We start from the raw sequence: 26,086 nt of genomic DNA, 5'->3' as shown, positions 1-26,086 counted from the left end.
TTACTTCACCTGGAACGTCAGGTTGCCGGTCACGCGGTGCGTGTCTGCGGCCACGACATGCCAGTCAACGCGGTACGCCCCAGGCGCGAGCTGCTGCGTGGGCGATACCGTCAGTGTCCGCCCATCGCTGCTCGTGGCGACCTTGGCAGCGACATTCGTCGAGCCGGAGGCTGCGTTCATGATCAGCGTGGCGTCGCAGAACTGGGCAACCAGTTTTTCCGAGAAATGGAGCGCAATCTGGGCCGGTGCGGGGCCAACGGACTTGTCGGCGGGATTGGCCGAGAGCAGTTTCGGATGGGCCAGCGCCAGCGAGGTAGTGAGGGCGGCGCCAACGGCCACACACGCTTGGGCAATTCGGAAAGGGCTGAGCATAGGTGTGCGGGTTTCCTGCGAAGTTCGGGGATGGCGACTAGCGTAACGCATTGTTTTTCGCTCAAGGGTGCGCCTACCCATGTGCGCTGCAGCGCAAGGCCCAACTAGATGTAAACGATCACATCCTGCAACCCGCATTTGGCCGGCCGATGTGCTATCGTCGCCGCCACGAAAAATTCACAAATTCCGGGTATGCACGACGTCGTCATCAGCGGCACGGGCCTGTGGGTCGCGCCCGAGGTCATCACCAACGAGGAGCTGGTCGCCTCCTACAACGCCTACACCCAGCGCTACAACGCGCAGCACGCCGCAGCGATTGCGGCGGGCGAGCTGACGCCGCTGGCGGAGTCGTCGGCCGAGTTCATTGAGAAGGCTTCGGGTATTCGACAGCGCTACGTGATCGACAAGGCCGGCGTGCTGGACCCGACGCGCATGCGCCCGCACCTGACGCCGCGCCCCGACGATGTGCTGTCGCTGCAAGCCGAGATTGGCGTGGCCGCCGCGCGCGACGCATTGGTCGCTGCCGGACGCGACGCCGCCGACGTCGACATGCTGCTCTGTGCGACGTCCAACTTCCAGCGCCCGTATCCGGCATTGGGTGTCGAGATCCAGAACGGCATCGGCGCAGGCGGTTATGCGTTCGACATGAACGTCGCATGCTCGTCGGCCACCTTCGGGCTGGAGCAGGCCATCAACGCCGTGCGCAGCGGCACAGCGCGCGCCGCGCTGGTGGTGAGCCCCGAGATCACCTCCGGCCACCTCGATTGGAAAGACCGCGACTGCCACTTCATCTTCGGCGACGTGTGCACGGCCGTGCTGGTCGAGCGCGCGGAAGACACGCGCTCTGCGGACGCCTGGCGTGTGCTCGGCACCAAGTGCGCGACGAGCTTTTCCAACAACATCCGCAACAACGCCGGCTACCTCTCGCGCAGCGAAGACCGCAACCCGGACGACCGCGATCAGCTCTTCCGCCAGGAAGGCCGCAAGGTCTTCAAGGAAGTCTGCCCGATGGCGGCCGAGCACATTGCCGGCCATCTGCAGCAACTGGGCCATGCCCCGGCCGACGTGCGCCGCTTCTGGCTGCATCAGGCCAACCTGGCGATGAACCAGCTGATCGGCAAGCGCCTGCTTGGGCACGATGCATCGGCCGACGAGGCGCCGGTCATTCTGGATGAGTTTGCCAACACCGCATCGGCGGGTTCCATCATTGCGTTCCACCGCCACCGTGCCGACCTGAAGTCGGGCGACCTGGGCATGATCTGCTCGTTTGGCGCGGGCTATTCGATCGGCAGCGTGGCGGTGCAGAAGCAGTAATCGATCTGCATCGAATCGCGGGCGACGCTCAGGTCTGACCGGGCAGCGTCGCCGCGAAAAAGTCCAGCGCCCGACGCACGGCCTGGGCATGCACCGCATCGCGATCGACGCCGGCGTTGTCCTTGCACAGCAGCGGCACGTGGGGTGCGGCACCTGGCAGGCACGTGTCCACGAACGTGTAGTGCGACGCGCCCGGCACCAGCAGCAGATCGGCCTTGGGCAGCATCTTGGCGACGCGGCGTACGTTGGTGTCGATAGGCACGGTGACATCCGCGTCTCCGGCCATCAGCGAGACCGGGATGCTGATGTTGCCAAGCGACGTGGCGTCCATCGCCATGCCCAGTGCGGGCGCCATCGCAAAGACGGCTTGGATGCGTGCGTCGCGGTAGGACGCACCGGAGCGGGCGAGCGACGCTTCCGTCTGCGGTGATCTCGTCGTGGCGACGGTGGGGTTGATCTGCGCGCCGGCCATCTCGGGTGGATGGCAGATTGCATCGGCCTGTGGCGAGCCGCAGAACGCCATGAAGGCTGCGACATCCGTGCGTGCGCCGGCCAGTTCCAGCACGGTGTAGCCGCCCAACGAGAAGCCCACGGCGCCGATGGGCGATGCGGCGGTGGTAATCGTGTTCAGTGCGCGGTTTCATGCGGCAAAGCATAGTCGCCCCGCAGGCGTCGCGCGGTGCCGCGATTGCGCAAAATGCGCGTGCGGCAGGGGCGTCCCGCTATCGTCCGCCCGTGGCCCGCAACGTGGTGGCAAACGTCCGCAGCGCCTTCTTCGCGACCGGATCGGCGAGCCGCGAGTGCAGCACCACGCTGCGCGGCGGCAGCGGCGGCAGGCCGAGCGCTTCGCCCACGTCGATGGTGCCGGCCGGTGCCACGCGTCGGCTGAGTGCCGCCACCGCAAGGCCAGCCGCCACCGCTGCGCCAATGGTGGCCACGCCGCCCCCGACGAACACCTCTTGCCAGGCGATGCCGGCGGCGTCCAATGCTGTCGTTGCCATCTGTCGTATGCGGCACGTTTCGGTCTGATTGGCCAGGCGGACGGGTTCGCCCGCGCGGTGCTCGAAGTCGGGTGCGGCCATCCAGCCAAAGGGTTCGTCCATCAGCACTTCGCCGTCGGTGCGCCGGTTGTCGTGGCGCAGCACGATGGCGGCATCCAACGCGCCGCTTTCAAACATCTCCAGGATTTCCCAGGAACTGGCTATGCGGATCTCCAGCGTCAGGGCGGGCTCGGCGCGACCCATCTGCCGCAGCAGCCGTGGCAGTTCCGCGCCGACGATGTGGTGGCTCATCCCGACCGACAAGCGCCGCCGTTCCACGCCAAACGCGCCCAGCGCCCCTTCGTGCGCGGCCACCAGTTCGCGCGCCGCCGCAAGGAACGCCGCCCCGTCCTGAGACAACCGCACCAGGCGCGGCGTGCGTTCCAGAAGCCGGCGGCCCAGCGCATCTTCCAGCCGCTTGATCTTCAGGCTCACGGCAGATTGCGTGGAGTCCATGGCCTCTGCCGCGCGCGTGAAGCTCTTCAGATCGGCGGTCAGCACAAAGGCCTGGACGGCCTCCAGATCGAGCATCCTCATGGTCAAATCATTTTGAAATCGAATGATTGAAATATCTTAGGATGTCTTTTTTCAATGATCAACGTGAGGCATTCTGTCGTGACTGCAAATCACGGAGTCCGCCATGCCTCTCGTTCAAATGTCGCTGCGGCGCGGCAAGCCTGCCGCTTATCACCAGGCCATTTTCGACGGCGTCTATCGCGCCATGCGCGAGACGTTCAACGTGCCGGAAGACGATCGCTTCATGACGCTCACCGAGCACGACGCCAGCACCTTCAGCGTCAGCCCGACGTACTTCGGCCTTGCGCGTAGCGACGACGTGGTGATCATCCAGATCACCGCCAACAACACGCGCAACCTTGAGCAGAAGCAGGCGCTCTATCGCCGTATCGTCGAGTTGCTGGGCGACAAGCCCGGCGTACGGCCCGAAGACGTATTCATCAACTTGGTGGAGGTGCTGCCCGAGAACTGGTCGTTCGGAAACGGTCTCGCGCAGTACGCGCAATGACGCCGCGCCAGGCGCTTCTGGCGCACCTGGGCGGCGTGCTGTGGGCGGCAGTGTTGATCGTCGGCGCGGCGGTCACGTTGGCGGTCGTCGCGCGCGACGTCTTGCAAAGGCTCAGTCCTTGAGCGAATTGCCCAGCATGTCGAGCAGGAACTGCGTGCCGCGCTCGCGCGATCCGGAGTCGTCGTAGCCATCCAGGAAGGCGCCTTGCTCGGTCATGACGAGGTGCGTGCCGCCGGAGCCGTCCTTCGGCTCACGCAACTCCAACGTGGCGAGTGAGGCGGAGATCTTGCGGTCGTCCAGGTGCATCACGTACGAATAGACGACGCGTTCGTTGGGGATGACGTCGTGATACAGGGCCTCGAAGCTGGACACGACACCGCTGTCCCACCGGCCCTTGACGACTTCGCGGCCGCCGGGCGTGGCATCCATTTCACGCACGAGCAGCGTGTAGCCGTTGCCGCCGGCAAACCACTTGGCCTTGGCGGCCGGGTCGGTCAGTGCCTTGAACACGCGCGAGCGCGGTGCGTCGTACGTGCGTTCCACCGTAAAGGTGGCATGCACGACGGAGCGCTGAATGCCTTCGGCCAGCGGCATGCTTGCGGCTTCGCGCTCCAGCTTGTCCAGCGTCTGCTTCCAGCCTTCGGGCGCACCCTTGATCATCATCTCGGCAATCGGCGCGAGCGGCGTGTGGGTCTGGGTGACTTCCATGCGCGTTCCACCGCCGGTTTCCTCGGCAAAGGTGACGACGGTGTGGGCGTTCATCAGCGGGCGGTTGTCGCCGTCCACCACGTTCATGTCGATGACGAGGCGCGCGTTGGGCACGATCTCCAGAAAGTGGCCGCGCGACCAGTGGTCTTGCCCCTCGGGCGAGCGCATGCACACATCGAACTTGCCGCCCACGCGAAACTCCACCGTCGCGTCGGGCACCGTGTAGTGCGTCGGGCAGAACCAGCGCTTGATGTGGTCGGCGGTGCTCCAGGCCTTGAAGACCCAGTCGCGCGAAACGGGAAACGTGCGCGAGATCACGAGAGGGCGCAGGGTCGTGCCGGCGGGGCTGTCAATGGTCGTCATGCAAGTCTCCTTGGGTCTTGAGTGTTTCCAGATAGGCGCCGAGGCGGTCGAAGTGCTGTTCCCACTCCAGGCGTCGTTGGTTGATCCACTGCTCTGCGAGGCTCAGCGCCCCGGGTTCGATACGGCAAGTCCGCACGCGGCCCACTTTTTCCGATCGCACGAGACCGGAGTTCTCCAGCACCGACAGGTGCTGCATCACCGCGGGCAGCGAGATATCGAGGGGTTGGGCAAGTTCGCTCACCGACGCCGGCCCGCGCACGAGCTGCACCAGCATCGCGCGCCGGTTGCCGTCGGCCAGTGCCTGGAAGGCGAGATCGAGAGAGGTGTCATGGTTAAGCATGTGGTTAACTATAGCGAGTCCGAATAGTTAAGCAAGTACTTTATCTTTCTGTCGTTGACAGGCCAATTTACTTCGCATACAAAGTAAAAAACTTCGCATGCGAACTAAATCGCCGCAATGAACAGCACACCGCACACCATTCCCGCCACCGACGGTTACCCGCTGGGCGCCATGCTCTGGACGGCCGCCGGCACGCCGCAGGGCGTGGTCGTCATGCACCCGGCCACGGGCGTGCCGCAACGCATCTATCAAGCCTTTGCCAAATTCCTGGCCGAGCACGGCTTCCACACGATGACGTACGACTACCGTGGCATCGGCGCATCCCGGCCCAAGAGCCTGCGCCGCTTTGCTGCCCGCATGCGCGACTGGGCGCTGCTCGACGCCGAAGGTGTGATGCGGTGGGCAAGGGCGCGCTATCCGGAGTTGCCCCACCTGGCGGTCGGGCACTCGGTGGGCGGCCACGCCATCGGCCTGTGCTGCGCAGACTGGGATGTCGCGGGCGTTGTGCAAGTGGCCTGCCACACGGGCAACTCGCGCTTCATCCGCCAACGCGGCGAACGCTTGCGCGTGGAGCTGATCCTGCGCGGCGTTGGCCCCTTGATGGCGCGGCTGATCGGCTACGTGCCCGGCAAGCGGATGGGCCTGGGCGAAGACCTGCCGGGCGGCGTTGCCATCGAATGGGGCGCGTGGGCCGGCATGCAGCGCTACTTCTTCGATGATCCGACGCTCGGCGCCATCGAGCGCTTCAACCGCGTGACGCATCCGGTGCTCGTCTATGGCTTTGACGACGACCCGTGGGCCACGCCCGCCGCCATCAATGCGTTGACGATGCACTTCACGAACACGTGGGTCGAGCGCCGGCAGATCGCGCCTGCGCAGGCCGGCGGCGCGGTGGGGCACCTGGGCTTCTTCCGCTCGCAGTTCGCCACCACGCTGTGGCCAGGTCTGGTGGATTGGCTGCGCGAGCGTGCCGCCGCCCCACGCAACGAAGTGGAGGCTGCATGACTGCGCCCGACCGCCGCCTTGTGTATCTGATCAGCGTTGGACAACGCCGCTTGCAGCGCTGGATTCAATCGCGTACCGGCGAGGGCGTGACCGCCGCGCAGTCCGGCCTGCTGTTCTTCCTGGAGAAGAACGACGGCGCGTTGATGCGCGAAGCTGGCGCCGCGCTGGACCTCGGCCCCTCCGCCATGAGCGGCCTGGTCGATCGAACCACCGACGCCGGCCTCATCGAGCGCCGCGCTGACGCCAAGGATGGCCGCGCCTGGCAACTCTGGATCACGCCCGCCGGCCGCGAAGCCTTGGCAGCAACACGCAACGGCCTGGCCGAACTGAACGCGCGGCTGACCGAAGGTTTTACCGACGCCGAAATTGACGTTGTCGCACGCTGGCTGGCCAGCCTGCAAACCAAGTTCCCCAACGGAGACGAGCAATGAGTGAACACATCCAGAGCCACAACGCCGACGGCGTGCTGACGCTCACCCTGGCGCGCGCCGACAAGAAGAACGCCATGACCGACGCGATGTACGGCGCGCTGGCCGATGCGCTGACCGCCGCCGAGCGCGACAACACTGTGCGCGTGGTGTTGCTGCGCGCAGAAGGCGACATGTTCTCCGCCGGCAACGACATCGGCGAATTCGCATCGATCGCCATGACGGGCGACAAGGGCGATGGCGAGCGCAACGTCATCCGCTTCCTGCATGCGCTCGCGCGTGCCACGCGCCCGCTGGTGGCGGCCGTGCAAGGCCGCGCGGTCGGCATTGGCACGACCATGCTCCTGCATTGCGATTTCGTGCTGTTGGCCGACAACGCGCAGCTTTCCACGCCGTTCGTCAATCTGGCGCTGGTGCCGGAAGCGGCATCGAGCCTGCTGATGCCCGCGCGCCTAGGTCACGTGCGCGCGTTCGAGATGTTCGCGCTGGGCGATGCGGTAAGCGCCGAATCGGCGCTCGCGTGGGGGTTGGCGAATCGCGTGGTGCCGCTGTACCAGCTCGGCACGGAGGCGCAAGCCGTTGCTGCCCGACTGGCGCGCCAGCCGCTCGGCGCCCTGACCGAAACCAAGCGCCTGATGCGCGATGCCGAACTGCTCAAACAGCAGATGGATGCGGAGAGCGCCTGCTTTGCGCAGCGGCTGAAGTCTCCGGAGGCGCATGAAGCCTTCCGGGCGTTCGTCGATCGACGGCCGCCCAATTTCAACGCCGTGGCGCACTGAGCGCGCCGGTGGCCTTCCCGCGCACCTTCAGCCCGCGCGGTGGCGATTCAACTACCTGAGCGCGGGTTGGGCTACCTCTCCGAGGGAAGGGCGGGTCAACGCGCCATGCTACGGCTGCTCATCCTCTTCCACGGAAAACCGCTGCGCAGCGCGCGTACCGTTGCGTGCCGTTTCGTCTACCACGCCCCGCATGACGACGCGCTGGCCAGGCTGCACAGCGATGGTGGGGCGCCCTTGGCTTGGCCGGCTGTCTACCCCGGCGATGGGTGCTGCCGGATCGGGCTCGGGGCGGCTGTTGTCGAGCGAGGCGTTGGAGTAGATCACGTTGTCTTGCCACTGTGATGGGCTCTTCGCAGCCTCCAGGCCCTTCCCGTCTGTGTCGACGGTGTTGTCAGTCGCCTCGGCACCCGCCGCGTCGACGGAGCGGATGCGGTGGGAGGCGCGCGCAAGCGGGTCGTTGCGGGGCGAGTCGGACGGCGGTTTCGTCAGCTTGGCGCCTTCGGGTTGGCGGGTGACGGGCTCTTCGGGCTGAGGCTGCGCTTGGTTGTGCTCGGCGTTGTGCATGATCGGGCTCCTGCGCCGCTGCATGCGGCATGAACCTCAACAGCGCCGCAACGCGCGTGCCCGGCCTCGTGCGTCAGGCGCGCTTGCGGCCCGGCCGGCGCCCGGCTTCTTGCAGGAAGGCCACCGCACGCGGCTCCGTCGCATAGGCGCTATTGATGCGCACCCACGGCGATACCTCCAGGTTCGGGCGGAAGTAATGCCCGGGCGCCAGCGTCACACCATGCTTTTCTGCGGTGGCCGCCAGATCGCGCGAATCCTCCACATGCGGCACACGCGCCCACAGGAAGTTGCCGCCTGACGGATGGTGAAACACCTCCCAGCCCGCATCGGCCAGCACATCGAGCGACGCGATGACGGAGTCACCCGCGCGCTGGCGCAGCCGCTCCACATATTTGCGATAGGCGCCGCGCTCCAGCAGCGTGCTCACCACGGCCTCGGCAAAGCGCGAGCCCCCCACGCTGGTGAGCATCTTCACGTTGGTCAGGTCATGCACCAGCTCGCGCTTGGCAATCAGGTAACCCACCGGCAGCGACGCCGACACCGTCTTGGAAAATCCGCCCACGTAGATCACGTGATCGAGCTGATCCAGCGTCGCTAGGCGCGCGGTCGGATCGGTCTGCAGGTCGGCAAAGATGTCGTCTTCCAGAAACGTGAAACCGTGGCGCCGCGCCAGTTCAAGCAGCCGGAACGCGACCGGTGGCGACACGACCGAGCCGGTGGGGTTCTGCAGCACGCTATTGATGAAGAACAGCTTGGGCCGGTGCTCGCGCAGCATCGCTTCCGTCACTTCCACGTCAGGCCCGTCGGTGCGGCGCGGAATACCGACCAGCTTCACGCCGTGCAACCGCAGCAGCCCAAACACGGTGTAATAGCCCGGGTCCTCCACAAAGACCGTGTCGCCGGGTTTCAGCAGGTGCCGCATCACCAGGTCGATTGCCTGGCTCGTGCCGGCGGTAATCAGCACATTGGGCTGTTCGGCCTGGATGCCGAGCTGCCGCGCACGCATCATGACCTGATGCCGCAGCGCGGTGTTGCCGAGTGGCGAGGAATAGTCGATCACCGCGTGCGTGTCGGTGCGCGACACCTGGCGGATGGCCTGCGTCAGGCCGTCGACATCGCGCCAGTCGGCCGGCACGAACCCGCCGCCGAGCTTGAGCATGCCGTCGGGGTAGCTGAACTGCTCGAAGATGTGTTTGGACTCGGCCTCGGCCCGGCGCGGGTCCGACCAGCCGCGTCCGTCGCGCCCGGTCAGGTTGCTCTCGGCCACGTAGAAGCCCGAGCCGTGGCGCGAGTCCAGCAGCCCCAGCGAGACCAGCCGGTCATATGCCTCGATCACGGGGAAGCGGCTGATGCCGTAGTCGGCCGCCAGTTGCCGGATCGACGGCAGCTTGGCGCCGGGGCGCACGTCATTGCCGCCGATCCACGCCTGCACGCCGGCCACGATCTGGTCGGAGATGGGGACGCGGGTGGCGGGATCGATCTGGAGTTTCATGGGCGGTAGCCCTCCGGGCAGATGATTCGGAACAGTCACGTACAACTGTTCGGGACTGTTCGCATTGTAATGACCCGGCGCACCAACGGACGCGCTTCGGTACGGCGCGTCATGCAGGCCGGCGTTATGCGATGACCGTGGATCGAAGGGCGGTTTTATTCGTTTTATCAAATATCACCCACGGCTAGAGTGGGCTTGTCCGTCACCCATTGCGCGCTCGTTGCGATCACTAAGTCGGAGGTTCGATGTCTGCCACCACCGTTCAAACTGCGCCACGCGATCCGGCTGTGCAGGCCGTGCTCGACAGCGTGCTGTCTACACCCTCGTCAACGCTGCTGGAGCGCGCACGCAGCCACGCCAGCGCGCAGGGACTGCGCTATGCGGGCGGGCTGACACCGGCCGAAGCCTGGGCGCTGGTCAGCCGTGGCGACGCCGTACTCGTGGACGTGCGTACCGCAGAAGAACGGAAGTTCGTGGGTCGTGTGCCGGATACCCCGCACGCGGCGTGGCAGACCGGGCCCGCCATGATCAAGAACCCGCGCTTCCTGCGCGAGCTGGAGAAAGCCGCGCCCAAGAGCGCCGTGGTGCTGCTGCTGTGCCGCAGTGGCAAACGCTCTGCAGCCGCAGCGGAAGCCGCCGCCGCTGCCGGATTCCAGAACGTGTTCAACGTGCTGGAAGGCTTTGAGGGCGATCTGGACGAACAGCAGCAGCGCGGCGAAGCCGGCGGCTGGCGCCGCTGGGGCCTGCCCTGGCAGCAGGACTAAGCGCCACCGTATCCGTATCCGCTAACAACCAAACCAACAGAACAGGGGAGCGACGATGAGCGATAGCGTCATCGCGGGCAGGCCTGCGCCCGCGCACGACCCAGGCTGGCAACTGGACCGCATCGTCAGCGAGCTGCGTGCGGCCCGGGCTGATTGGCGCGCCCGCAACGGCCGTACCGAAGTCACGGGCCGCGAGTTGCCCTCGCGCGAGGCGGTGCGGCAGATCCTGGAGGCGCTGCGCGGGGCCCTCTTCCCCATGCGGCTCGGCCCCACAGACTTGCGTGAGGAAAGCGAAGACTTCTATGTCGGCCATACGCTCGATTCGGCACTCAATGCGCTGGTGGCGCAGGTGCGGCTGGAGCTGCGTCACACGGTGCGCCAGGCGCGCGCCGTGGATCGCGATCCCGATGCCGAGGCGGTGCAACTCGTGCGCGACTTCGCGGCGGCACTCCCCGCGCTGCGTCGCCTACTCGATACCGACGTGCTGGCCGCCTACCACGGTGATCCGGCAGCGCGCAGCGTCGACGAGGTGCTGCTGTGCTACCCCGGCATCCTCGCCGTCATCCATCACCGCATTGCGCATCACCTGTACCGCGCCGGGTTGCCTCTGCTTGCGCGCATGGTGGCCGAGACCGCGCATGCCGACACCGGCATCGACATCCACCCCGGCGCCCAGATCGGCAGCGGCTTCTTCATCGACCACGGTACGGGCGTGGTGATTGGTGAGACCGCCGTGATTGGCGAGCGCGTTCGGATCTACCAGGCGGTGACGCTCGGTGCCAAGCGCTTTTCTGCCGATGCCGATGGCCATCTTGAGAAGGGCGTTGCGCGCCACCCGGTGGTGGAAGACGACGTCGTCATCTACGCCGGCGCGACCATCCTCGGGCGCATCACCATCGGACGCGGCTCGTCCATTGGCGGCAACGTGTGGCTCACGCGCAGCGTGCCGCCCGGCAGCAGCGTCACCCAGGCAAACGTACAGAGCGGCGTGCAGGAGGGCGTTCAGAGCCCTCGGCCGCACACGCACAGCCACAGCGAGGCACACCCCGCGCGCTGATTCGCCCGACGTGCCTTTCCCACCGGTTTTATCCACCGCACCCGCCAGAGAAACGGGGGCATTTTTTCAAATGAAGTTGGGAGTCATTGCATGGCAGAAGCAGATACCCAGGACGTGCGCACCGCGCTAGGCGACAGTGCCGCACGCCAATTGGCGAACGCGACCAAGACCGTTCCGCAGTTGTCCACCATCAGCCCACGCTGGCTGGTGCACCTGCTGCAGTGGCAGCCGGTGGAGGCCGGCATCTTCCGCCTGAACCGCGTGAAGAATCCGCGCGATGTGCGTGTTGCCTGCTCGCAGCGCGACGAGGCAGAGCTGCCGCAGACCTTTGTCGACTACGACGAACATCCGCGCGAGTACTTCCTCAACGCGGTGACGACGGTGCTGGACGTGCATACGCGTGTCTCCGATCTGTACAGCAGCCCGCACGATCAGATCCAGCAGCAGCTGCGCCTGACCATCGAGACCATCAAGGAGCGTCAGGAAAGCGAACTGATCAACAACCCCGACTACGGCCTGCTGGCCAACGTGGATGAAACGCAGCGCATCTCCACGCTCACCGGCGCGCCCACGCCTGACGATCTGGACGAGCTGATCACCAAGGTCTGGAAAGAGCCGGCGTTCTTCCTTGCGCATCCGCTGGCGATTGCCGCGTTTGGCCGCGAATGCACGCGCCGTGGTGTGCCGCCGCCGACCGTCAGCCTGTTTGGCTCGCAGTTCCTGACGTGGCGCGGCCTGCCGCTGATTCCGTCGGACAAGGTGCCCATCGACGAGAACGGCCGCACGAAGATCCTCCTGCTGCGCGTGGGCGACAAGCGCCAGGGCGTGGTCGCCTTGTATCAGCCGGGTGTGGCGGGCGAGCAGAGCCCGGGGCTGTCGGTGCGCTTCATGGGCATCAACCGGAACGCCATCGCGTCGTATCTGATTTCGCTGTATTGCTCGCTGGCCGTGCTGACCGAAGACGCGCTGGCAGTGCTCGAAGACGTGGAGATCGGCAAGTACCATGACTACCCCGACACTTACAAGTAATGCGCCTGGCGTGAGCGGCCTGGCGCCGGCGGTGGGCGATGTGCCGGCAGGTTTGCCGGACGTGGCCGCGCTGGCGCAACTTGCCAACGCGTTCTTCACAGCACTGCCCGGTCATGAGCCGGAGCCCTCTATCGATCTGGCGCCGGCGGGTACGTCGCCGCAACTCAGTGCGTTGCCCGTTGCGGATGCCGCACCGATTGCTCCGCAGGTGCCTGTGCTGGGCGTGCCGACGCAGTATGCGGCGGCGTTGCCGCAGGCTGCATCCGGTCATGGCCAACCTGTACCGGCGCATTCCGTCTCGGCACCGAGTTCGCCGTACTACTTCCTGGGTGAGGCGAGCGGCTATCAGTCCGCTGTGCCGCATGCGGGTGTGGCGGCGTCGGAGGCGGGTGTGCCGGAGGATCGTGTTTCGGCGCAGCCGTTTCAGCTGCCGGGCACCGATGCGCTGGCACGGTTGATCGATGCAGCGGCAGGCACGCCGCCCGCCGGGCCCGACGCCTTGCAGCAGCCCGGCGGCGCAGCGCAGGCGGGGCAGTTCTATTTCCTCGCGCCAGCCGGTGGCTCTCCCACGCCCACGCTGGAGGCACCGCGCAATACGAGGGACCAGCAGAGCCACCAGCCGCATCGCGTTGGCGCTTTCGACGTGCATGCCGTGCGGCGGGATTTTCCGATCCTGGCCGAGCGCGTCAATGGCCGACCGCTGATCTGGCTGGACAACGCTGCCACCACGCACAAGCCGCAAGCGGTGATCGATCGGCTGGCGTATTTCTACGCGCACGAGAACTCCAACATCCACCGCGCGGCGCATGAACTGGCCGCACGTGCAACCGACGCATATGAGGGTGCCCGCAACAAGGCGGCGCGCTTTCTCGGTGCGCGGTCGGCAAGCGAGATCATCTTCGTGCGCGGCGCCACCGAGGCGATCAACCTCGTCGCGCAGACGTTTGGCCGTCAGCACATCGGCGCGGGGGACGAGATCATCGTCTCGCACCTGGAGCACCACGCCAACATCGTGCCGTGGCAGCAGCTGGCCGTGCAGGTGGGGGCGCGCATCCGCGTGATTCCGGTGGACGACAGCGGGCAGATCCTGCTGGATGAATACCGCAAGCTGCTGAGCAGCCGGACGAAGTTGGTGTCGGTCACGCAGGTGTCGAATGCGCTTGGGACGGTGACGCCCGTGCAGGAGATCATCGCACTGGCGCATGCGGCCGGCGCGCGCGTGCTGGTGGACGGGGCGCAGGCGGTCTCGCACTTGCGTGTGAACGTGCAGGCGCTGGACGCGGACTTTTACGTGTTCTCCGGCCACAAGGTCTTCGGGCCGACGGGCATTGGCGTGGTCTACGGCAAGCAGGATCTGCTCGACACGCTGCCGCCGTGGCAGGGCGGCGGCAACATGATTGCCGACGTCACGTTCGAGAAGACGCTGTACCAGCCCGCACCCGCGCGCTTCGAGGCCGGCACCGGCAACATTGCCGATGCGGTGGGGCTGGGCGCTGCGCTTGATTACGTCGAACGTATCGGCCTGGAGCACATCGCGCGCTACGAGCACGACCTGCTGGTGTATGCCACGCATGGGCTGTCGCGCATTCCCGGTTTGCGGCTGATCGGTACGGCTGCCAACAAGGCGAGCGTGCTGTCGTTCACGCTGGCTGGGTACCGCACCGAAGAAGTGGGCGCGGCGCTCAACCGCGAAGGTATTGCCGTGCGCTCCGGCCATCACTGTGCGCAGCCCATCCTGCGGCGCTTTGGGGTGGAGGCCACGGTGCGGCCATCCCTGGCGTTTTACAACACGTGCGAGGAGGTGGATGAACTCGTGCGCGTGGTGGGGGCGCTGGCCCGGCGGTAAGGCATTTTGGGCTGTTGAAGAAAGACGCCCTGTTGGTCCGATGCACGGGCTGGCGGGGCGTTTTTTTGTTTTGGCCTTTGGCCTTTGGCGGGGCGGGGCGGGGGGTGGTGGTGCGTCTCTTTTTCTCCCCCTGCCGGGGATGAAACCGGGAATGGACCACTAGCAAAAAAAATCAACGAGCTCTCAACGCGCCTTCAGCCGCCGCACCGAGACATCCCCCACCCACTGCACGAGGCTCACCAGCCCGATCAGCACCACGATCACCACCGCCATGACGGTGGTGTCGAAGCGCTGATAGCCGTAGCGGATGGCAATGTCGCCCAGCCCGCCTGCGCCAACGGCACCCGCCATGGCCGATGCGCCAATCAACGACACCACCGTCAGCGTAAAGCCGCCGATGATGCCGGGCAGTGCCTCTGGCAGCAGCACGTGCCAGACGATGTGGCGGCGTTCGCAGCCCATGGCCTGCGCGGCTTCCATCAGGCCGCGGTCGACCTCGCGCAGGCTGATCTCGGCAATGCGCGCGAAGAACGGTGTGGCGCTGATCGACAGCGGCACCACGGCCGCCCACACGCCAATCGTCGCGCCCACCACCAGCCGCGTGAACGGCAGCAGCGCCACCAGCAGGATGATGAACGGCGTGGCCCGAAAGCCGTTGATGAGTGCGCCCAGCACGCGGTGCACGCGCGGCGATTCCAGCGCGTTGCCCGGCGCCGTCAGCACCAGGATGAGCGCCAGCGGAATACCGGCCAGCAAGGCGATCAGCGCGGAGGCCGACACCATCGTGAGCGTGTCGAGCAAGCCCTGCCAGATGCGATCAATCGTGAGCGGCGACATAGCCGAGGCTCCGGGTGTGTTGGGACAATTGCAGCGCGGCGAGCGCGTCGGCCGAGAGCGTGCTGCCCGCCGCCGCGACCAGCAGGCGCCCTTGCGTGCGGCCCTGGATGCGGTCAAGGTCGGCGCGCAGCAGGCGTGTGGGTTGGTGCAGTGCTCGGGCAATCTGCGCGAGTTCCGGCACGGCGGCGGTGCCGGTGTAGCTGAGTTCGATCAGTTGCTCGAACGGCGCGCGCGCGGGCGGCGTGGGCTGCAAACGCAGGGCGACGTCTTCAGGCAGGCCGCCGCGTAGCGGTTCGAGCAACGCCCGTGTGGCGTCGTGCTGCGGGTCGCCAAAGACGCGCCATACGGGGCCTTGCTCGGCAATGCGACCGGCTTCGAGCACGAGCACGTTGTCGCAGATATCGCGAATCACGCCCATCTCATGCGTGATGAGCACGATCGTCAGACCCAGCCGGCGGTTGATGTCGCGCAGCAGGGCGAGGATGGCGTCGGTCGTTTCGGGGTCGAGCGCGGAGGTGGCCTCATCGCACAACAGAATTTCGGGGCGATGCACCAGTGCGCGCGCAATCCCGACGCGCTGCTTTTGCCCGCCGGACAGGCGCCCGGGATACACGTGCTGCTTGCCCTCCAGCCCGACCAGCGCCAACAGCGCATCCACGCGCTCCGCGATCTCGGCCGGTGGCACGCCTGCCACCTTCAGCGGCAGCGCGACGTTTTCCCAGACCGTCTTGGCAGAAAGCAGGTTGAAGTGCTGGAAGATCATGCCGATGCGCCGGCGCAGCCCCACCAGTGCGGCCCTGCCAAGCGTGCCGACATCGACGCCGTCCACCAGCACCTGCCCGCGGGTGGGCTGTTCGAGTCCGTTGATGGTCCGCAGCAGGCTGGATTTGCCCGCACCGCTGCGCCCGATGATGCCGAAGATGCCCCCAGCCGGGATGTCGAGGTCGATGCCTTGCAGTGCATGCACATCGCCCGCCGCCGCGCGGTACGTCTTGCCGACGTTGCGAAACGTGATGGTGCCGGCGGTGGGCGTGGAGACCGCGGCATCGGCGTGTCTGGCATGCGGCGCGATCGCGTCGGTCCAGATGTGTGCGGGGTTTGAGACGAGTGTGGTCATGGCCTTAGCGTGTCAACGTGTCACCGTTTCACCCAGGGCAGAGTGAAGAGCTTGTCGTCGTTGGCATAGGACGTGCGCACCTGCTGGCGCACGGCTGGTGAGTCCTGATACAGCTTGATGAAGCGGGCGATGCGCGGGTCGTTGGCATTGTCGTTGCGGGCAACGAAGCGGATAGCGAAGTACTCGTCGTCGATGCCCGAGTACAGCAAGCCAGCGCTTGCAACGTCCGGTTTGCCCGCGTTGACGAAGTGCGCGGGGTAGCCCTGTGCAAGGTCCACGTCATCCAGCGCGCGTACGAGCTGCGGCCCTTCGATTTCGACAAACTTCAGCTTCTTCGGATTGGCGACCACGTCGTTGAGCGTGCCGCGTGCACCCACGCCATCGCGCAGTTTGATCAGCCCCGCCTTCTGCAGCAGCAACAGACCACGGCCTTGGTTGACGGGGTCATTGGCCACGGCCACGCGCGCGCCGTCCTTCAAATCGCTCAGGCGTTTGATCTTGTTGGAATACAGGCCGATGTTGCCCAGCACGCCGATGCCGACGCTCTTGAAGGCATAGCCACGTTCCTTGATCGCGTTGTCGAGAAAGGCCTGGTGCTGAAAGTAATTGAGATCCAGGTCGCCCGAGGCGAGTGCCACGTTGGGGGTGGTCCAGTCGGTCAACTCCACCACCTTGACGTCCAGCCCCTGCTTGCGGGCTTCGGCGGCGGCCACCTCCACGGAGTCGGCCAGCGCACCAGGCGTGACGCCGATGCGCAGTGGCGCCGCGTGGGCGGCAGCGGCAACGGTGAGGGCACTGAGTGCCAGGGCGAGTCGTTGGGTCAGTTTCATGGGCATGGTTACCGCAAAGGGAACATGCGGTGATTCCAGCATGGCAACCGGACCTATTCCCACGAATATTTGCTTAGATGGTTACTCGGTCTGGGTTAGGGCGATACTTGCGGACGACCGTGGCAGTTCAATCACAAGGAGGGGACTCTTCGATGCATGCATCTTTCAAACGTCGCCGGGCGACGGCGGGGCGGGTGGTGGGGCGATTGCTGCTGGCAATCGCCGTCATCCTGGTGGGTCTTGCGGCGGTTGTGGGCGTGAATACGTGGCGACACGACTCGCGCCAGCTGGATGTGCCGGCCGTCACGCCGGTCGCGGTGGATGGCGCGGCCGCTGCGGCGCACCTGGCCGAGGCCGTGCGCGCACGGACCGTGTCGAGCGCCACCGATGCGCAACTGAATGCGGACCAGTTCCGCCAGTTGCACGCCATGCTCGAGGCGCGCTACCCCAAGGCGCACGCCGTGCTGCAGCGTGAGCAGGTGGGCGACTTTGCGTTGCTCTACACCTGGAAGGGCGCTGACCCGTCGCTGAAGCCCATCATGCTGATGGCCCACCAGGATGTCGTGCCGATCGCCCCCGGCACCGAAGGCGACTGGACGCAGCCGCCCTTCGATGGCGTCGTCAAAGACGGCATGGTCTGGGGGCGCGGTGCGTGGGACGACAAGGGCAACCTGATCTCGCAGATGGAGGCCATCGAGCTGCTGGCCGCCAGCGGTTTCAAGCCGCGCCGCACCATCCACCTGGCCTTTGGCGCCGACGAGGAAGTGGGCGGCGAGCGCGGTGCCAAGCAGATTGCCGCGCTGCTCAAATCGCGCGGCGAACGGCTCGACTTCGTGATCGACGAAGGGCTGCTCATTACCGAAGGCGTGCTGCCGGGGCTCACCAAACCTGCGGCGCTGATTGGCGTGGCAGAGAAGGGCTTTCTCTCCGTGCAGCTCAAGGTGGGCGCTACGCCGGGGCATTCGTCGATGCCGCCCCCGCCAGGGCAGAGCGCCATCGCCATGATGAGCGCCACGCTCAAGCGGCTGGATGACGATCAATTGCCTGCGGGCATTAGGGGCGTTGCGCAGGAGATGTTTGCAACGCTGGCGCCCGAGATGCAGGGTTTCAGCCGCGTGGCACTGTCGAACCTGTGGCTTTTCGGGCCGCTGCTCCAGAAGCAATTGGAGGCATCGGGCAGCTCCAACGCCATGCTTCGCACCACCACCGCGCTGACCATCGTGCAAGCCGGCAACAAGGACAACGTGCTGCCCGGCCGCGCCGAGGCCACGGTCAACTTCCGGCTGCTGCCCGGCGACACCATCGCCTCCGTCACCGCGCATGTGGAAGACGCCGCCAAGGCCGCTGCACCTAAAGGCAAGTTCGAGTTGAGCCGGCTGCCCGGTTCGAGCGAGGCCTCGCCGGTGTCGCCCACGCAATCGGCGTCGTATCAGTTGATCAACAAGACGGTGCGCGAGCTGTTCCCGGGCACGGTCGTGGCGCCCGGGCTCATGATCGGTGCGACGGATTCGCGCCACATGATCGAGATTGCCGACCATGTGTATCGGTTCTCGCCGGTGCGCGCCAAGCCGGAAGACCTGCCGCGCTTTCACGGTACCAACGAGCGGATCACCGAAGCCAACCTGGTGGAGCTGATCCGCTTCTACCACCGGTTGGTGCAGCAGGCGGCCGGGGCCTGATGTCAGTGCGCGCCAGCCAGCAGCGTGTCGATGTGCGCGTCGTTGGTGGCTTCGGGGCGGCGCAGTTGCGTGCTGCGGCTGCCATCCACCGAGATGGCCGTGTCCCCATGCACGGTCACGCGGCGTACCAGGCGCGGCTGATTGCCGTAATCGTTGATGGCGTAGTGCTGCGTGGCGCGGTTGTCCCAGATGGCGACGTCGTGCTGGCGCCATTGCCAGCGCACGGTGTTGTCCAGGCGCGTCACGCGGTTCTGCAGCAGTTCGAACAGCCGCGTCGATTCGCTCCCCGGCAGGCCGGTGAAGCGCTTGACGAAATGCCCGAGCAGCAGGGCGCGTTCGCTGGTTTCCGGATGCACATGCACCACGGGGTGCGACGCTTCATACACCGACGCGGTAAACACCTCGCGGTGATGCCGCAGGCGTGCGCCGTCGATTTGCGTGCGCTCGGCACCGTAGTCGTAATCGTTGGTGTGCACGGCCCAGAGTTGCTCGGCAAGCTGCTTGAGCGTATCCGGCAATTGCTCGTAGGCGCGGGCCGTGTTGGCCCAGACCGTGTCGCCGCCGTAAGCGGGAATCGTCACCGCGCGCAGGATCGACACCTTCGGAAACGCATCGAGAAAGGTCACGTCGGTGTGCCACGAGTCGGCACGGCCACCGCCCTTTGACGCGTCGAGTTCAAACAGTTGCGTGCCGGTGGGTGCGGGCACGGTCGGATGGGCGACGATGCGGCCGAAGCGTTTGCCGAAGGCCTGGTGTCGATCATCGTCCAACTGCTGCTGGTCGCGAAAGAACAACACCTTGTACTTGAGCAGCGCGGCATACAGGCTCGCGAACGTGTCTTCCGCCAACTCCGCGCCGAGCTTGAGGTCGAGCACCTCCCCGCCGATATGTCCGGCCACGCGGCGTACGCGCAAGGTGCCGAACGTGGTGTCGATGGCGGCGTTGTGATCGTCTGGCATGGCGGCTCCGAGCAATGGCGATGGACCATGCTAGCCACCCGGTGCCCGACCGAAAACGAACGGTTTGACATATCCAAATGTAGTTCTGTCGGTCATGCGGATGAACTGTTCGCGAAAGATGGTGAACAGTTCAGCGAAACTGTTCACAACTGTTCATGTCAACCGGTTGCGCTGCCGCGCAAGATGGGACCGTGCCGATCCGCAGTCCCCATAAAAATCATCCACCACTAACCCCGGCACAGGAGTCTCAATCATGCGCGAAATCAGAATATTCGAACTGGACCGGCCGGGCGTGCCGGTGAGCTGGCGGTCGGCACGGGCCCAAACCATCGCCGCACAAGCCGGGCTGTTGTGGGTCACGCAGGAGCATCAGCGTCAGGACATCTGGCTCAAGCCGGGCCAATCGATCGACGTGCCGGCGGGCGTGCGGTTCTGGTTGTCCGGTGAGCCGGTCGAAGGCACGCCGGCGCGCTTTGCGGTGACCGAAGACATCAATGCGCCCCGCCGCCTGCTGCGTTTTATCGGCTCGGTGGTTGTGGCTGCATATCGGCAGATTCTGCGCGACGACGGGCAGGATGCCGCGCGTACGCCGTCGGCACAGCGGATTGGCACCTGAGGCCTGGCGTCAAGCCGGAAACACGAGCCGGAACTCGGTCCGCCCACCCGGCGGGCTGCTGGCCTGCACGCTACCGCCGTGCAGGTCCATGATGGTTTTGACGATGGCCAGTCCCAACCCGGTGGACTGGCTCGACTGCGCACCAGACTGCGTGCCGGATTGCGCCCGCGAGGGGGTGCCGCGGTAGAACCGCTCGAACAGCAGCGGCAGGGCGGCGGGCGGAATGCCCGGTCCTGGGTTGCGCACGGCGATGGCGACCCTCTGCGGCGCTGTCTAGATCGTCACGTCGATGCGCTCGCCGGTGGGGGTGTGACCCAGTGCGTTGTCGAGCAGGTTGTTGATCGCCCGGCGCAGCAACGTGGCATCTGCGCGTAGTTGCGCATCGCCCTGCACGTCGATGGTGATGTTGCGATCGGCGGCTACTGCGTCGAAGTAGTCGACCAGCACCTGCACTGGGCTGGCCTATCGACGGGAGGAAGAGCGGGAAGGCATTACGGCGCGGGCAGATTCGGCGGTGCCATCCGCCGCACCGTAACGGTGGCGCTTACTCGGCCTGCAGTGCGGCGATGATCTTCTCGGCCTGAGCCTTGAGCTTGTCGCTGTCGGCCTGCACGCGGGCGTGCGGTTGCAGCGGGGTATCGCTGTAGCGCGGCAGCACGTGAAAGTGCACGTGCGGCACCGTCTGCCCGGCGGCGCTGCCGTTGAGTTGGAAGATGGCGATGCCCGGCGGCGTGAACGCAGCCCGCACGGCGCGCGCCAGCTTGCGCGTGGTGCGGATGGCGGCCGATGCGGCATCGTCGGACAGGTCGAACAGCTCTGCCGCGCCTTCCTTGGGCAGCACCAGCACGTGGCCGTCGGCCTGCGGCATGATGTCCATGAAGGCGACGGTGTGGTCGTCTTCGTACACCTTGATGCAGGGCAGCTCGCCGCGCAGGATCTTGGCGAAGATGTTCTGGTTGTCGTAAGTCGCGTCAGGCATGGGTGTCTCCAGTAAGCGGAAAAGGCACAGGAAAGCGCTGCGCGAAGTATATAGGCGACCGTTGGCGACGCGCGTCGCGCAGGTTTGGCGCAGATCAAGCGGGGCTGTCGTCCACCGACAGCGGCGCAGCCACGTGTTCGAGCGGTTTGCGCTCAGCGGCCGTCCCCCAGTACGCCTGCACCGCGGCCGCAAGCAGCATCAGAACCGCGCCGAACGCATAGCCGCCGAACACGGCACCGCGCGAGTGCGTATCGATCAGCCAGCCGAAGAGCGCAGGCCCGGCCACGCCGCCCAGCCCGGTGCCCACGGCATAGAACAGCGCGATGGCCAGCGCGCGCACTTCCAGCGGGAAGGTTTCGCTCACCGTCAGATAGGCCGAGCTGGCAGCGGCCGATGCAAAGAAGAACACGACGGTCCACGCGATCGTCTGCGTGGCGCTGTCTAGCACACCCGCCTTGAACAGTGCGCCACTCACGAGCAACAGCAGACCGCTGATCGCATACGTGGCGGCAATCATCGTGCGCCGGCCCACCACGTCAAACATCCGCCCGAGCAGCAGGGGCCCGAGAAAATTGCCCAGCGCGAACGGCAGCAGGTAGGTGCCGACCTTCGTCGCGGGCACATCGTAGAAATCCGTCAGCACCAGCGCGTACGTGAAGAAGATCGCGTTGTAGAAAAACGCCTGTGCGGCCATCAGCGCGAGGCCCACCAACGCACGTTGCCGGTGCTGCACGAACAGCACCCGTGCGACTTCCATCAATCGGGGATGGCCGCGGCTGCGCATGCGCAATGCCGGCAGCGGCGCGGAATCGAAGCGATGGCCACGCGTGGCGATCTCGCTTTCGATGTCCTGCACGATGGTCTGCGCTTCTTCGTGGCGACCGCGCGTGATGAGCCAGCGCGGGCTTTCCGGAATCCAGAAACGCATCACCAGAATGATGAGCCCCAGCAGGGCGCCGATGAAGAAGCACAGCCGCCAGCCGGTATCGACGCTCATGTGTGCGGGGTCCAGCAACCACAACGATGCGCCAGCGCCCAACGCCGCTCCGACCCAGAACGTGCCGTTGATGGCGAGGTCCGTCCAGCCGCGCACGCGTGCCGGCGTCAGCTCCTGGATCGTCGAATTGATGGCCGCATATTCGCCGCCGATCCCCGCGCCGGTGAGCACGCGAAATACGACCAGGCTGGCAAAGCTCCACGAAAACGCCGTGGCGAGCGTGGCGAGGATGTACACCCCCAACGTGATGAAGAACAGCTTGCGGCGGCCGAGCCGATCGGTCATCCAGCCGAACAACAGCGCGCCGAACACTGCCCCGATCAGATACGCGCTGCTGGCAATGCCAACCTGCGCGTTGGTGAGATGCAGGGCAGGGCTTTGCTTGAGCGCGCCCGCCACCGCGCCGGCCAGCGTCACCTCCAGGCCGTCGAGCAACCACGTAATGCCCAGTGCAATAACCACGCGCGTGTGAAAGCGGCTCCAGGGCAGGCGATCGAGCCGGCTGGGCAGGTCTGATGTGTGAAAGGCTGGCGATTCGGGCATCGCGGCGCACCCGGAGAGGATTGCGCACGATGCAGCACGATTTATTCCCGCGAAGGCGCGGCCGAACCGTCTTGCGGTGCGCCCGCGAGTAGCGTGTCTTCAAAGAAGCGGCGGCGCGCGTCCTTATCGGGCTTGCTGCCCTGGTGCCAGAGCGTGGCTTCCGATAGCTGGTAGGCGTACAGCATGAAGGCGCGCGTCTTGGCGTCTTTGCGCGCAAAGCCGATCGCCTGGAAATGCTGGACGTAGTAGTCCATGCGATGCTCGTCGACAGCTTCAACGGCTTCTTGCGCCATCGGGTCACGCCGCGCCCAGGCGCGGATGGCGAATTCGATCATGGCCGTGCGTCGCGCGCTGCGACCGCGAAACGGCAGTGCCAGCAGATCGCGGACGAGCCCCTGCACCGACGGGTTCTGCCGCTCCAGCTTGGGGCCCACGCGCGTGCGCTCGCTCCAGTCCTGCAGCACCTGGTGCAGCAGGTCGTCGCGGTTCTTGAAGTGCCAGTAGAAGCTGCCACGCGTCACGTCCAACTGCTTGGCGAGCACATCCACGCGCACCGCATCGATGCTCTTGGTGACGAGCAGATCGGTGGCGGCGCGCACCCAGTCGTCGGGCGTGAGCTGTGCACGCGGCGCGGCAGGGGAGGCGGAATCGGCACCGACGTCGACGGTGTCGTCGTGTTTGTCGAGCAGCAGGGAAGGCTTGGGCATGAAGGCGGATTCTAGTCCCGCTAACAGGTCTGTCCAGCGCTTAAATCGTGCTGAGGCCCCCTGGTTTGCGCGGGTTGACACGGCAACAAACGCGCTCCTACCATGCACATACGTTTGTGTATGGAAGGATCGAGCTACCGTAAGCCTCGGTTTGCGGTTTAGTACAAGAACCATGCTCGACGATGCCTTCTGCACGGCGTCAAACGATAAGACATCAGGAGACATTTGCATGAAGGCATTCCGACTCGCGCTGTGCGCGGCGGCAGCAGTTGGCACATTCGCGGGCGCACTCTGCCCGAGCATCGTCCACGCCGAGACCGTCAAGATCGCGTGGATCGATCCGCTGTCCGGGCTGATGGGCGCGCTGGGCCAGAACCAGTTGCGCAGCTGGCAATACGCGGCCGATCTGGCCAACCAGCAGAACTGGAGCGGCAACGGCACCAAGTTTGAAGTCGTCGGCTTTGACAACAAGGTGTCGCCGCAAGAAAGCCTGACGATCCTCAAGCAGATCACCGACCAGGGCATCCGCTACGTCGCGCAGGGCGACGGTTCCAGCGTGGGCATGGCGCTGCAAGACGCGATCGCCAAGTACAACGACCGCAACCCGGGCAAGGAGATCATCTATCTCAATTACGCCGCGGTCGATCCGGACATGACCAACAGCAAGTGCAACTACTGGCACTTCCGCCTGGACGCCAACTCCGACATGAAGATGGAGGCCCTGACGAGCTATCTCGCCAAGGACCAGAGCATCAAGAAGGTCTACCTGCTGAACCAGAACTACTCGTTCGGCCACCAGGTGGCGCGCGCGGCGAAGGAGTACCTCAAGCGCAAGCGCCCGGACATCCAGGTGGTGGGTGAGGATCTGCACCCGCTCGCGCAGGTGAAGGACTTCTCGCCGTATGTCGCGAAGATTCGTGCTTCGGGCGCGGATACGGTCATCACCGGTAACTGGGGGAGCGATCTGGCACTGCTGATCCGCGCATCGAAGGATGCGGGCCTCACCACCAACTTCTATACGTACTACGCTGGCACCACCGGTGTGCCCACGGCGATGGGCGCATCAGGCGCCGACCGCGTGAAGGTCATCAGCTACTTCGCGCCGAACGACGGCAACGCGAAGACGAGCGCTGTGCTCGACGGCTTCAAGAAGAAGTACAACGACGATTTCTTCAACGCCGATGTTTACACCGGCATCGCCTTCCTGGCCAAGGCCATCAAGACCAGCGGTTCGGCTGAGCCGGCCAAGGTGGCCAAGGTGATGGAAGGCATGACGGTCGATGGGCTCAACGGCCCGATCGAGATGCGCAAGACCGATCACCAGGCGCAGCAGACGCTGTACGTGACGACCTGGGTGAAGGCCGACGGCAAGAAGATCAAGTACGACCAGGAAAACACTGGCTACGGCTGGCGTACCGACGTCACGCTGGAACCGCACCTGGCGGCCCAGCCGACGTCGTGCCAGATGAAGCGTCCGGCGTCGTAACGTAGCGTGCAGGTGTCCCTGGCTTAGACCGGGGACACCACGCCTGTGCCCGCCAGGTGTCCGCGGGCGTTCTCCAGAAAGCGATCCACCGTCGCCTGCACCGATTCCGGCGACCAGCCGGCAATGTGCGGCGTCAGCACGACCTGCTCCAGGTCCAGCAGCCCGGCCGGCGGCTTGGGCTCGCTCTCATATACATCCAGCCCCGCGCCGCCCAGCTTTCCTGAACGGATGGCCGCTTCCAGCGCCGCCGTATCCACCACGCTGCCGCGCGCAATGTTGACCACGTAGCCGCGCGGGCCCAGCGCTTCCAGGATCGTCTGGTTGACCAGATGCTTCGTCTGCGCACCGCCCGGCGTGGCAACGATCAGGAAGTCGGCCCACGCGGCCATGTCCTTCAGCACATCGAAGTAGCGGTACGACACCCCGTCGCGCGGCTTGCGATTGTGATAGCCGATCTGCATGTCGAAACCGGCTGCGCGGCGCGCGATCTGCAGGCCGATGGTGCCAAGGCCGACGATGCCCAGGCGCTTGCCGCATACACCGGGCTGCAGCGGAATGTCGTCGCGCCAGATACCGTTGCGTGTGGACCGATCCAGCTTGGGAATGCCGCGCACGGTGGCCAGCAGCAAGCCAAACGCGTGGTCGGCCACGCAGGCATCGTTGGTGCCTGCACCGTTGGCTACGGCCACGCCACGCGCGTGGGCGGCCTCCACGTCGATGTTCTCGTAGCCGGCGCCCAGCGCGCAGGCGAGTTCCAGCTTGGGCATCGCGGCGATCTCCGCGCCGGTCAGGCCCGTCGAGCCATTGGTGAGCACGATGCGGACATCGCGCCCATCGCGCGCGATGGCGGCGTCGCGTTCGGCGCGGGTGGGTGCATGGATGACGCGGAAATGTTCAGCGATCTGCGCCATGTTCTCGGGCGTCATCGCAATGAGGAGCAGCAGGGTCGGTTGCATGGGGTAGGAAGAGGAGACGGGCCGCATGAATGGGGGCGAGACCCGGCAAAGAGGTGCGTCGCGCAGCGCCTGGCGATGATAACGCGCGCTCCAACGCCACGCGGAAAGCCACGCGCGCCATGCGGTTACACGCCGTTACCGAAGAGCAGGTTTGGTTGCACGGGTTTGCAGGGCCGCGGCATAGACTTTGCGGCAGGAGGCGCATGGCCGCGGGCCGCAGAACAGACTGCCGGTCCGGCCCAGATGCCTCGCTTA

At 65.8% G+C, this 26,086-nt stretch carries 30 protein-coding genes; 13 read left to right on the top strand and 17 right to left on the bottom strand.

The window, feature by feature from the left end; genetic code table 11:
* Window positions 1–372 (bottom strand): copper homeostasis periplasmic binding protein CopC, encoded by a 372-nt coding sequence (gene copC, locus ACUXH0_RS00440; protein WP_137910742.1) that lies wholly within the window; start codon window positions 370–372, stop codon window positions 1–3.
* A 192-nt stretch (window positions 373–564) separates the two neighbouring features.
* Here copC and ACUXH0_RS00435 point away from each other — a divergent pair, with 192 nt between their 5' ends.
* Window positions 565–1,686: a beta-ketoacyl-ACP synthase III gene (locus ACUXH0_RS00435; RefSeq protein WP_004631488.1), complete on the top strand. Its 1,122-nt coding sequence runs from the start codon at window positions 565–567 to the stop codon at window positions 1,684–1,686.
* A 28-nt stretch (window positions 1,687–1,714) separates the two neighbouring features.
* Here the strand turns inward: ACUXH0_RS00435 and ACUXH0_RS00430 are convergent, their stop codons facing one another.
* Complete coding sequence (locus ACUXH0_RS00430; RefSeq protein ID WP_259393652.1) at window positions 1,715–2,278, bottom strand: alpha/beta hydrolase family protein; 564 nt, start codon at window positions 2,276–2,278, stop codon at window positions 1,715–1,717.
* A gap of 130 nt (window positions 2,279–2,408) precedes the next feature.
* Entirely contained in the window at window positions 2,409–3,263 is an 855-nt protein-coding gene (locus ACUXH0_RS00425; RefSeq protein ID WP_004631490.1) for a LysR family transcriptional regulator, read from the bottom strand.
* 103 nt (window positions 3,264–3,366) lie between these two features.
* Between ACUXH0_RS00425 and ACUXH0_RS00420 the strand changes: the two genes are divergently transcribed.
* Together ACUXH0_RS00420 and ACUXH0_RS00415 are read left to right on the top strand one after the other, a co-directional pair.
* Complete coding sequence (locus tag ACUXH0_RS00420) at window positions 3,367–3,750, top strand: tautomerase family protein (protein ID WP_182593631.1); 384 nt, start codon at window positions 3,367–3,369, stop codon at window positions 3,748–3,750.
* Complete coding sequence (locus ACUXH0_RS00415) at window positions 3,747–3,872, top strand: hypothetical protein (RefSeq protein ID WP_004631492.1); 126 nt, start codon at window positions 3,747–3,749, stop codon at window positions 3,870–3,872. The genes ACUXH0_RS00420 and ACUXH0_RS00415 overlap by 4 nt, the downstream gene beginning before the upstream one ends.
* On the opposite strand, the gene ACUXH0_RS00410 is transcribed toward ACUXH0_RS00415, so the two are convergent.
* Window positions 3,862–4,821: an SRPBCC family protein gene (locus tag ACUXH0_RS00410; RefSeq protein ID WP_004631493.1), complete on the bottom strand. Its 960-nt coding sequence runs from the start codon at window positions 4,819–4,821 to the stop codon at window positions 3,862–3,864. The two genes, ACUXH0_RS00415 and ACUXH0_RS00410, sit on opposite strands and share 11 nt — an antisense overlap.
* Window positions 4,808–5,161 (bottom strand): ArsR/SmtB family transcription factor, encoded by a 354-nt coding sequence (locus ACUXH0_RS00405; RefSeq protein ID WP_024542070.1) that lies wholly within the window; start codon window positions 5,159–5,161, stop codon window positions 4,808–4,810. Before ACUXH0_RS00405 ends, ACUXH0_RS00410 begins: the two co-directional genes overlap by 14 nt.
* Window positions 5,162–5,278: 117 nt before the next feature.
* On the opposite strand from ACUXH0_RS00405, the gene ACUXH0_RS00400 reads away from it, so the two are divergent.
* Genes ACUXH0_RS00400 through ACUXH0_RS00390 form a run of 3 tightly spaced genes read left to right on the top strand, consistent with a single transcriptional unit; the run spans window position 5,279 to window position 7,373 of the window.
* The gene (locus ACUXH0_RS00400) at window positions 5,279–6,166 is read left to right on the top strand and encodes an alpha/beta hydrolase family protein (protein ID WP_182593632.1); all 888 of its coding nucleotides are present in this window, start codon (window positions 5,279–5,281) and stop codon (window positions 6,164–6,166) included.
* The gene (locus ACUXH0_RS00395) at window positions 6,163–6,597 is read left to right on the top strand and encodes a MarR family winged helix-turn-helix transcriptional regulator (RefSeq protein ID WP_004631496.1); all 435 of its coding nucleotides are present in this window, start codon (window positions 6,163–6,165) and stop codon (window positions 6,595–6,597) included. Before ACUXH0_RS00400 ends, ACUXH0_RS00395 begins: the two co-directional genes overlap by 4 nt.
* Window positions 6,594–7,373, top strand: coding sequence for an enoyl-CoA hydratase (locus ACUXH0_RS00390; protein WP_024542068.1), 780 nt, complete (start codon window positions 6,594–6,596; stop codon window positions 7,371–7,373). The genes ACUXH0_RS00395 and ACUXH0_RS00390 overlap by 4 nt, the downstream gene beginning before the upstream one ends.
* A 108-nt stretch (window positions 7,374–7,481) precedes the next feature.
* On the opposite strand, the gene ACUXH0_RS00385 is transcribed toward ACUXH0_RS00390, so the two are convergent.
* Window positions 7,482–7,937, bottom strand: coding sequence for a DUF3005 domain-containing protein (locus tag ACUXH0_RS00385; protein WP_182593633.1), 456 nt, complete (start codon window positions 7,935–7,937; stop codon window positions 7,482–7,484).
* 73 nt (window positions 7,938–8,010) lie between these two features.
* Window positions 8,011–9,429 carry an aminotransferase-like domain-containing protein gene (locus tag ACUXH0_RS00380; RefSeq protein ID WP_004631499.1) on the bottom strand — a complete coding sequence of 473 codons (1,419 nt, stop codon included), beginning with the start codon at window positions 9,427–9,429 and terminating at the stop codon, window positions 8,011–8,013.
* A 245-nt stretch (window positions 9,430–9,674) separates the two neighbouring features.
* Here ACUXH0_RS00380 and ACUXH0_RS00375 point away from each other — a divergent pair, with 245 nt between their 5' ends.
* The 4 genes from ACUXH0_RS00375 (at window position 9,675) to ACUXH0_RS00360 (ending at window position 14,125) form a co-directional block, all read left to right on the top strand.
* Window positions 9,675–10,193 carry a rhodanese-like domain-containing protein gene (locus ACUXH0_RS00375; RefSeq protein ID WP_004631500.1) on the top strand — a complete coding sequence of 173 codons (519 nt, stop codon included), beginning with the start codon at window positions 9,675–9,677 and terminating at the stop codon, window positions 10,191–10,193.
* Window positions 10,194–10,248: 55 nt separating this feature from the next.
* Window positions 10,249–11,250: a serine O-acetyltransferase EpsC gene (gene epsC, locus ACUXH0_RS00370; protein ID WP_182593634.1), complete on the top strand. Its 1,002-nt coding sequence runs from the start codon at window positions 10,249–10,251 to the stop codon at window positions 11,248–11,250.
* Between the two features lie 90 nt (window positions 11,251–11,340).
* The gene (locus tag ACUXH0_RS00365) at window positions 11,341–12,279 is read left to right on the top strand and encodes a family 2A encapsulin nanocompartment shell protein (RefSeq protein WP_182593635.1); all 939 of its coding nucleotides are present in this window, start codon (window positions 11,341–11,343) and stop codon (window positions 12,277–12,279) included.
* Entirely contained in the window at window positions 12,254–14,125 is a 1,872-nt protein-coding gene (locus tag ACUXH0_RS00360; protein ID WP_182593636.1) for a family 2A encapsulin nanocompartment cargo protein cysteine desulfurase, read from the top strand. Before ACUXH0_RS00365 ends, ACUXH0_RS00360 begins: the two co-directional genes overlap by 26 nt.
* 183 nt (window positions 14,126–14,308) lie before the next feature.
* Here ACUXH0_RS00360 and ACUXH0_RS00355 read toward each other — a convergent pair whose 3' ends face one another.
* Genes ACUXH0_RS00355 through ACUXH0_RS00345 form a run of 3 tightly spaced genes read right to left on the bottom strand, consistent with a single transcriptional unit; the run spans window position 14,309 to window position 16,909 of the window.
* The gene (locus tag ACUXH0_RS00355) at window positions 14,309–14,962 is read right to left on the bottom strand and encodes a methionine ABC transporter permease (RefSeq protein WP_182593637.1); all 654 of its coding nucleotides are present in this window, start codon (window positions 14,960–14,962) and stop codon (window positions 14,309–14,311) included.
* Window positions 14,943–16,079, bottom strand: coding sequence for a methionine ABC transporter ATP-binding protein (locus ACUXH0_RS00350; RefSeq protein ID WP_182593638.1), 1,137 nt, complete (start codon window positions 16,077–16,079; stop codon window positions 14,943–14,945). Before ACUXH0_RS00350 ends, ACUXH0_RS00355 begins: the two co-directional genes overlap by 20 nt.
* A gap of 20 nt (window positions 16,080–16,099) precedes the next feature.
* Window positions 16,100–16,909: a MetQ/NlpA family ABC transporter substrate-binding protein gene (locus ACUXH0_RS00345; RefSeq protein ID WP_182593639.1), complete on the bottom strand. Its 810-nt coding sequence runs from the start codon at window positions 16,907–16,909 to the stop codon at window positions 16,100–16,102.
* A gap of 152 nt (window positions 16,910–17,061) precedes the next feature.
* Here ACUXH0_RS00345 and ACUXH0_RS00340 point away from each other — a divergent pair, with 152 nt between their 5' ends.
* Window positions 17,062–18,588: a M20 family peptidase gene (locus tag ACUXH0_RS00340; protein ID WP_182593640.1), complete on the top strand. Its 1,527-nt coding sequence runs from the start codon at window positions 17,062–17,064 to the stop codon at window positions 18,586–18,588.
* 2 nt (window positions 18,589–18,590) lie between these two features.
* On the opposite strand, the gene ACUXH0_RS00335 is transcribed toward ACUXH0_RS00340, so the two are convergent.
* Entirely contained in the window at window positions 18,591–19,547 is a 957-nt protein-coding gene (locus ACUXH0_RS00335) for a TauD/TfdA dioxygenase family protein (protein ID WP_182593641.1), read from the bottom strand.
* A 253-nt stretch (window positions 19,548–19,800) separates the two neighbouring features.
* On the opposite strand from ACUXH0_RS00335, the gene ACUXH0_RS00330 reads away from it, so the two are divergent.
* On the top strand, window positions 19,801–20,163 hold the full coding sequence (locus ACUXH0_RS00330) for a DUF2917 domain-containing protein (RefSeq protein ID WP_182593642.1): 363 nt from the start codon (window positions 19,801–19,803) through the stop codon (window positions 20,161–20,163).
* A 9-nt stretch (window positions 20,164–20,172) separates the two neighbouring features.
* On the opposite strand, the gene ACUXH0_RS00325 is transcribed toward ACUXH0_RS00330, so the two are convergent.
* The 5 genes from ACUXH0_RS00325 to ACUXH0_RS00305 form a co-directional block, all read right to left on the bottom strand.
* Window positions 20,173–20,415: an ATP-binding protein gene (locus tag ACUXH0_RS00325; RefSeq protein ID WP_268747290.1), complete on the bottom strand. Its 243-nt coding sequence runs from the start codon at window positions 20,413–20,415 to the stop codon at window positions 20,173–20,175.
* A 21-nt stretch (window positions 20,416–20,436) separates the two neighbouring features.
* Window positions 20,437–20,616 carry an ATP-binding protein gene (locus tag ACUXH0_RS00320; RefSeq protein ID WP_004631511.1) on the bottom strand — a complete coding sequence of 60 codons (180 nt, stop codon included), beginning with the start codon at window positions 20,614–20,616 and terminating at the stop codon, window positions 20,437–20,439.
* Window positions 20,617–20,707: 91 nt separating this feature from the next.
* Window positions 20,708–21,142, bottom strand: coding sequence for an HIT family protein (locus ACUXH0_RS00315; RefSeq protein ID WP_004631512.1), 435 nt, complete (start codon window positions 21,140–21,142; stop codon window positions 20,708–20,710).
* 94 nt (window positions 21,143–21,236) lie between these two features.
* Window positions 21,237–22,682 (bottom strand): MFS transporter, encoded by a 1,446-nt coding sequence (locus tag ACUXH0_RS00310; RefSeq protein ID WP_024541758.1) that lies wholly within the window; start codon window positions 22,680–22,682, stop codon window positions 21,237–21,239.
* Window positions 22,683–22,723: 41 nt separating this feature from the next.
* Entirely contained in the window at window positions 22,724–23,389 is a 666-nt protein-coding gene (locus ACUXH0_RS00305) for a TetR/AcrR family transcriptional regulator (RefSeq protein ID WP_004631514.1), read from the bottom strand.
* A gap of 229 nt (window positions 23,390–23,618) precedes the next feature.
* On the opposite strand from ACUXH0_RS00305, the gene ACUXH0_RS00300 reads away from it, so the two are divergent.
* Window positions 23,619–24,875, top strand: a complete 1,257-nt coding sequence (locus ACUXH0_RS00300; RefSeq protein WP_004631515.1) for a branched-chain amino acid ABC transporter substrate-binding protein — start codon at window positions 23,619–23,621, stop codon at window positions 24,873–24,875.
* 23 nt (window positions 24,876–24,898) lie between these two features.
* Here the strand turns inward: ACUXH0_RS00300 and ACUXH0_RS00295 are convergent, their stop codons facing one another.
* Window positions 24,899–25,831, bottom strand: coding sequence for a 2-hydroxyacid dehydrogenase (locus ACUXH0_RS00295; RefSeq protein ID WP_024541759.1), 933 nt, complete (start codon window positions 25,829–25,831; stop codon window positions 24,899–24,901).
* Window positions 25,832–26,086 lie beyond the last annotated feature (255 nt).

The organism is Ralstonia sp. 110700041-2 (assembly GCF_056280165.1).
The sequence above is the reverse complement of the archived record's forward strand: the minus strand, read 5'-3'. Positions and strand labels throughout refer to the sequence as shown.

Bases quoted from the DNA above. Each gene is read 5' to 3' on its own strand.
- ACUXH0_RS00330 (WP_182593642.1), top strand. From the start codon at position 19,801: ATGCGCGAAATCAGAATATTCGAACTGGACCGGCCGGGCGTGCCGGTG.
- ACUXH0_RS00390 (WP_024542068.1), top strand. From the start codon at position 6,594: ATGAGTGAACACATCCAGAGCCACAACGCCGACGGCGTGCTGACGCTC.
- ACUXH0_RS00295 (WP_024541759.1), bottom strand. From the start codon at position 25,831: ATGCAACCGACCCTGCTGCTCCTCATTGCGATGACGCCCGAGAACATG.
- ACUXH0_RS00310 (WP_024541758.1), bottom strand. From the start codon at position 22,682: ATGCCCGAATCGCCAGCCTTTCACACATCAGACCTGCCCAGCCGGCTC.
- ACUXH0_RS00350 (WP_182593638.1), bottom strand. From the start codon at position 16,079: ATGACCACACTCGTCTCAAACCCCGCACACATCTGGACCGACGCGATC.
- ACUXH0_RS00300 (WP_004631515.1), top strand. From the start codon at position 23,619: ATGAAGGCATTCCGACTCGCGCTGTGCGCGGCGGCAGCAGTTGGCACA.
- ACUXH0_RS00410 (WP_004631493.1), bottom strand. From the start codon at position 4,821: ATGACGACCATTGACAGCCCCGCCGGCACGACCCTGCGCCCTCTCGTG.
- ACUXH0_RS00380 (WP_004631499.1), bottom strand. From the start codon at position 9,429: ATGAAACTCCAGATCGATCCCGCCACCCGCGTCCCCATCTCCGACCAG.
- ACUXH0_RS00395 (WP_004631496.1), top strand. From the start codon at position 6,163: ATGACTGCGCCCGACCGCCGCCTTGTGTATCTGATCAGCGTTGGACAA.
- ACUXH0_RS00335 (WP_182593641.1), bottom strand. From the start codon at position 19,547: ATGCCAGACGATCACAACGCCGCCATCGACACCACGTTCGGCACCTTG.
- ACUXH0_RS00305 (WP_004631514.1), bottom strand. From the start codon at position 23,389: ATGCCCAAGCCTTCCCTGCTGCTCGACAAACACGACGACACCGTCGAC.
- ACUXH0_RS00420 (WP_182593631.1), top strand. From the start codon at position 3,367: ATGCCTCTCGTTCAAATGTCGCTGCGGCGCGGCAAGCCTGCCGCTTAT.
- ACUXH0_RS00400 (WP_182593632.1), top strand. From the start codon at position 5,279: ATGAACAGCACACCGCACACCATTCCCGCCACCGACGGTTACCCGCTG.
- ACUXH0_RS00415 (WP_004631492.1), top strand. From the start codon at position 3,747: ATGACGCCGCGCCAGGCGCTTCTGGCGCACCTGGGCGGCGTGCTGTGG.
- ACUXH0_RS00360 (WP_182593636.1), top strand. From the start codon at position 12,254: ATGACTACCCCGACACTTACAAGTAATGCGCCTGGCGTGAGCGGCCTG.
- ACUXH0_RS00425 (WP_004631490.1), bottom strand. From the start codon at position 3,263: ATGAGGATGCTCGATCTGGAGGCCGTCCAGGCCTTTGTGCTGACCGCC.
- ACUXH0_RS00375 (WP_004631500.1), top strand. From the start codon at position 9,675: ATGTCTGCCACCACCGTTCAAACTGCGCCACGCGATCCGGCTGTGCAG.
- ACUXH0_RS00435 (WP_004631488.1), top strand. From the start codon at position 565: ATGCACGACGTCGTCATCAGCGGCACGGGCCTGTGGGTCGCGCCCGAG.
- ACUXH0_RS00405 (WP_024542070.1), bottom strand. From the start codon at position 5,161: ATGCTTAACCATGACACCTCTCTCGATCTCGCCTTCCAGGCACTGGCC.
- ACUXH0_RS00315 (WP_004631512.1), bottom strand. From the start codon at position 21,142: ATGCCTGACGCGACTTACGACAACCAGAACATCTTCGCCAAGATCCTG.
- ACUXH0_RS00340 (WP_182593640.1), top strand. From the start codon at position 17,062: ATGCATGCATCTTTCAAACGTCGCCGGGCGACGGCGGGGCGGGTGGTG.
- ACUXH0_RS00345 (WP_182593639.1), bottom strand. From the start codon at position 16,909: ATGAAACTGACCCAACGACTCGCCCTGGCACTCAGTGCCCTCACCGTT.
- epsC (WP_182593634.1), top strand. From the start codon at position 10,249: ATGAGCGATAGCGTCATCGCGGGCAGGCCTGCGCCCGCGCACGACCCA.
- ACUXH0_RS00355 (WP_182593637.1), bottom strand. From the start codon at position 14,962: ATGTCGCCGCTCACGATTGATCGCATCTGGCAGGGCTTGCTCGACACG.
- ACUXH0_RS00365 (WP_182593635.1), top strand. From the start codon at position 11,341: ATGGCAGAAGCAGATACCCAGGACGTGCGCACCGCGCTAGGCGACAGT.
- ACUXH0_RS00385 (WP_182593633.1), bottom strand. From the start codon at position 7,937: ATGCACAACGCCGAGCACAACCAAGCGCAGCCTCAGCCCGAAGAGCCC.
- copC (WP_137910742.1), bottom strand. From the start codon at position 372: ATGCTCAGCCCTTTCCGAATTGCCCAAGCGTGTGTGGCCGTTGGCGCC.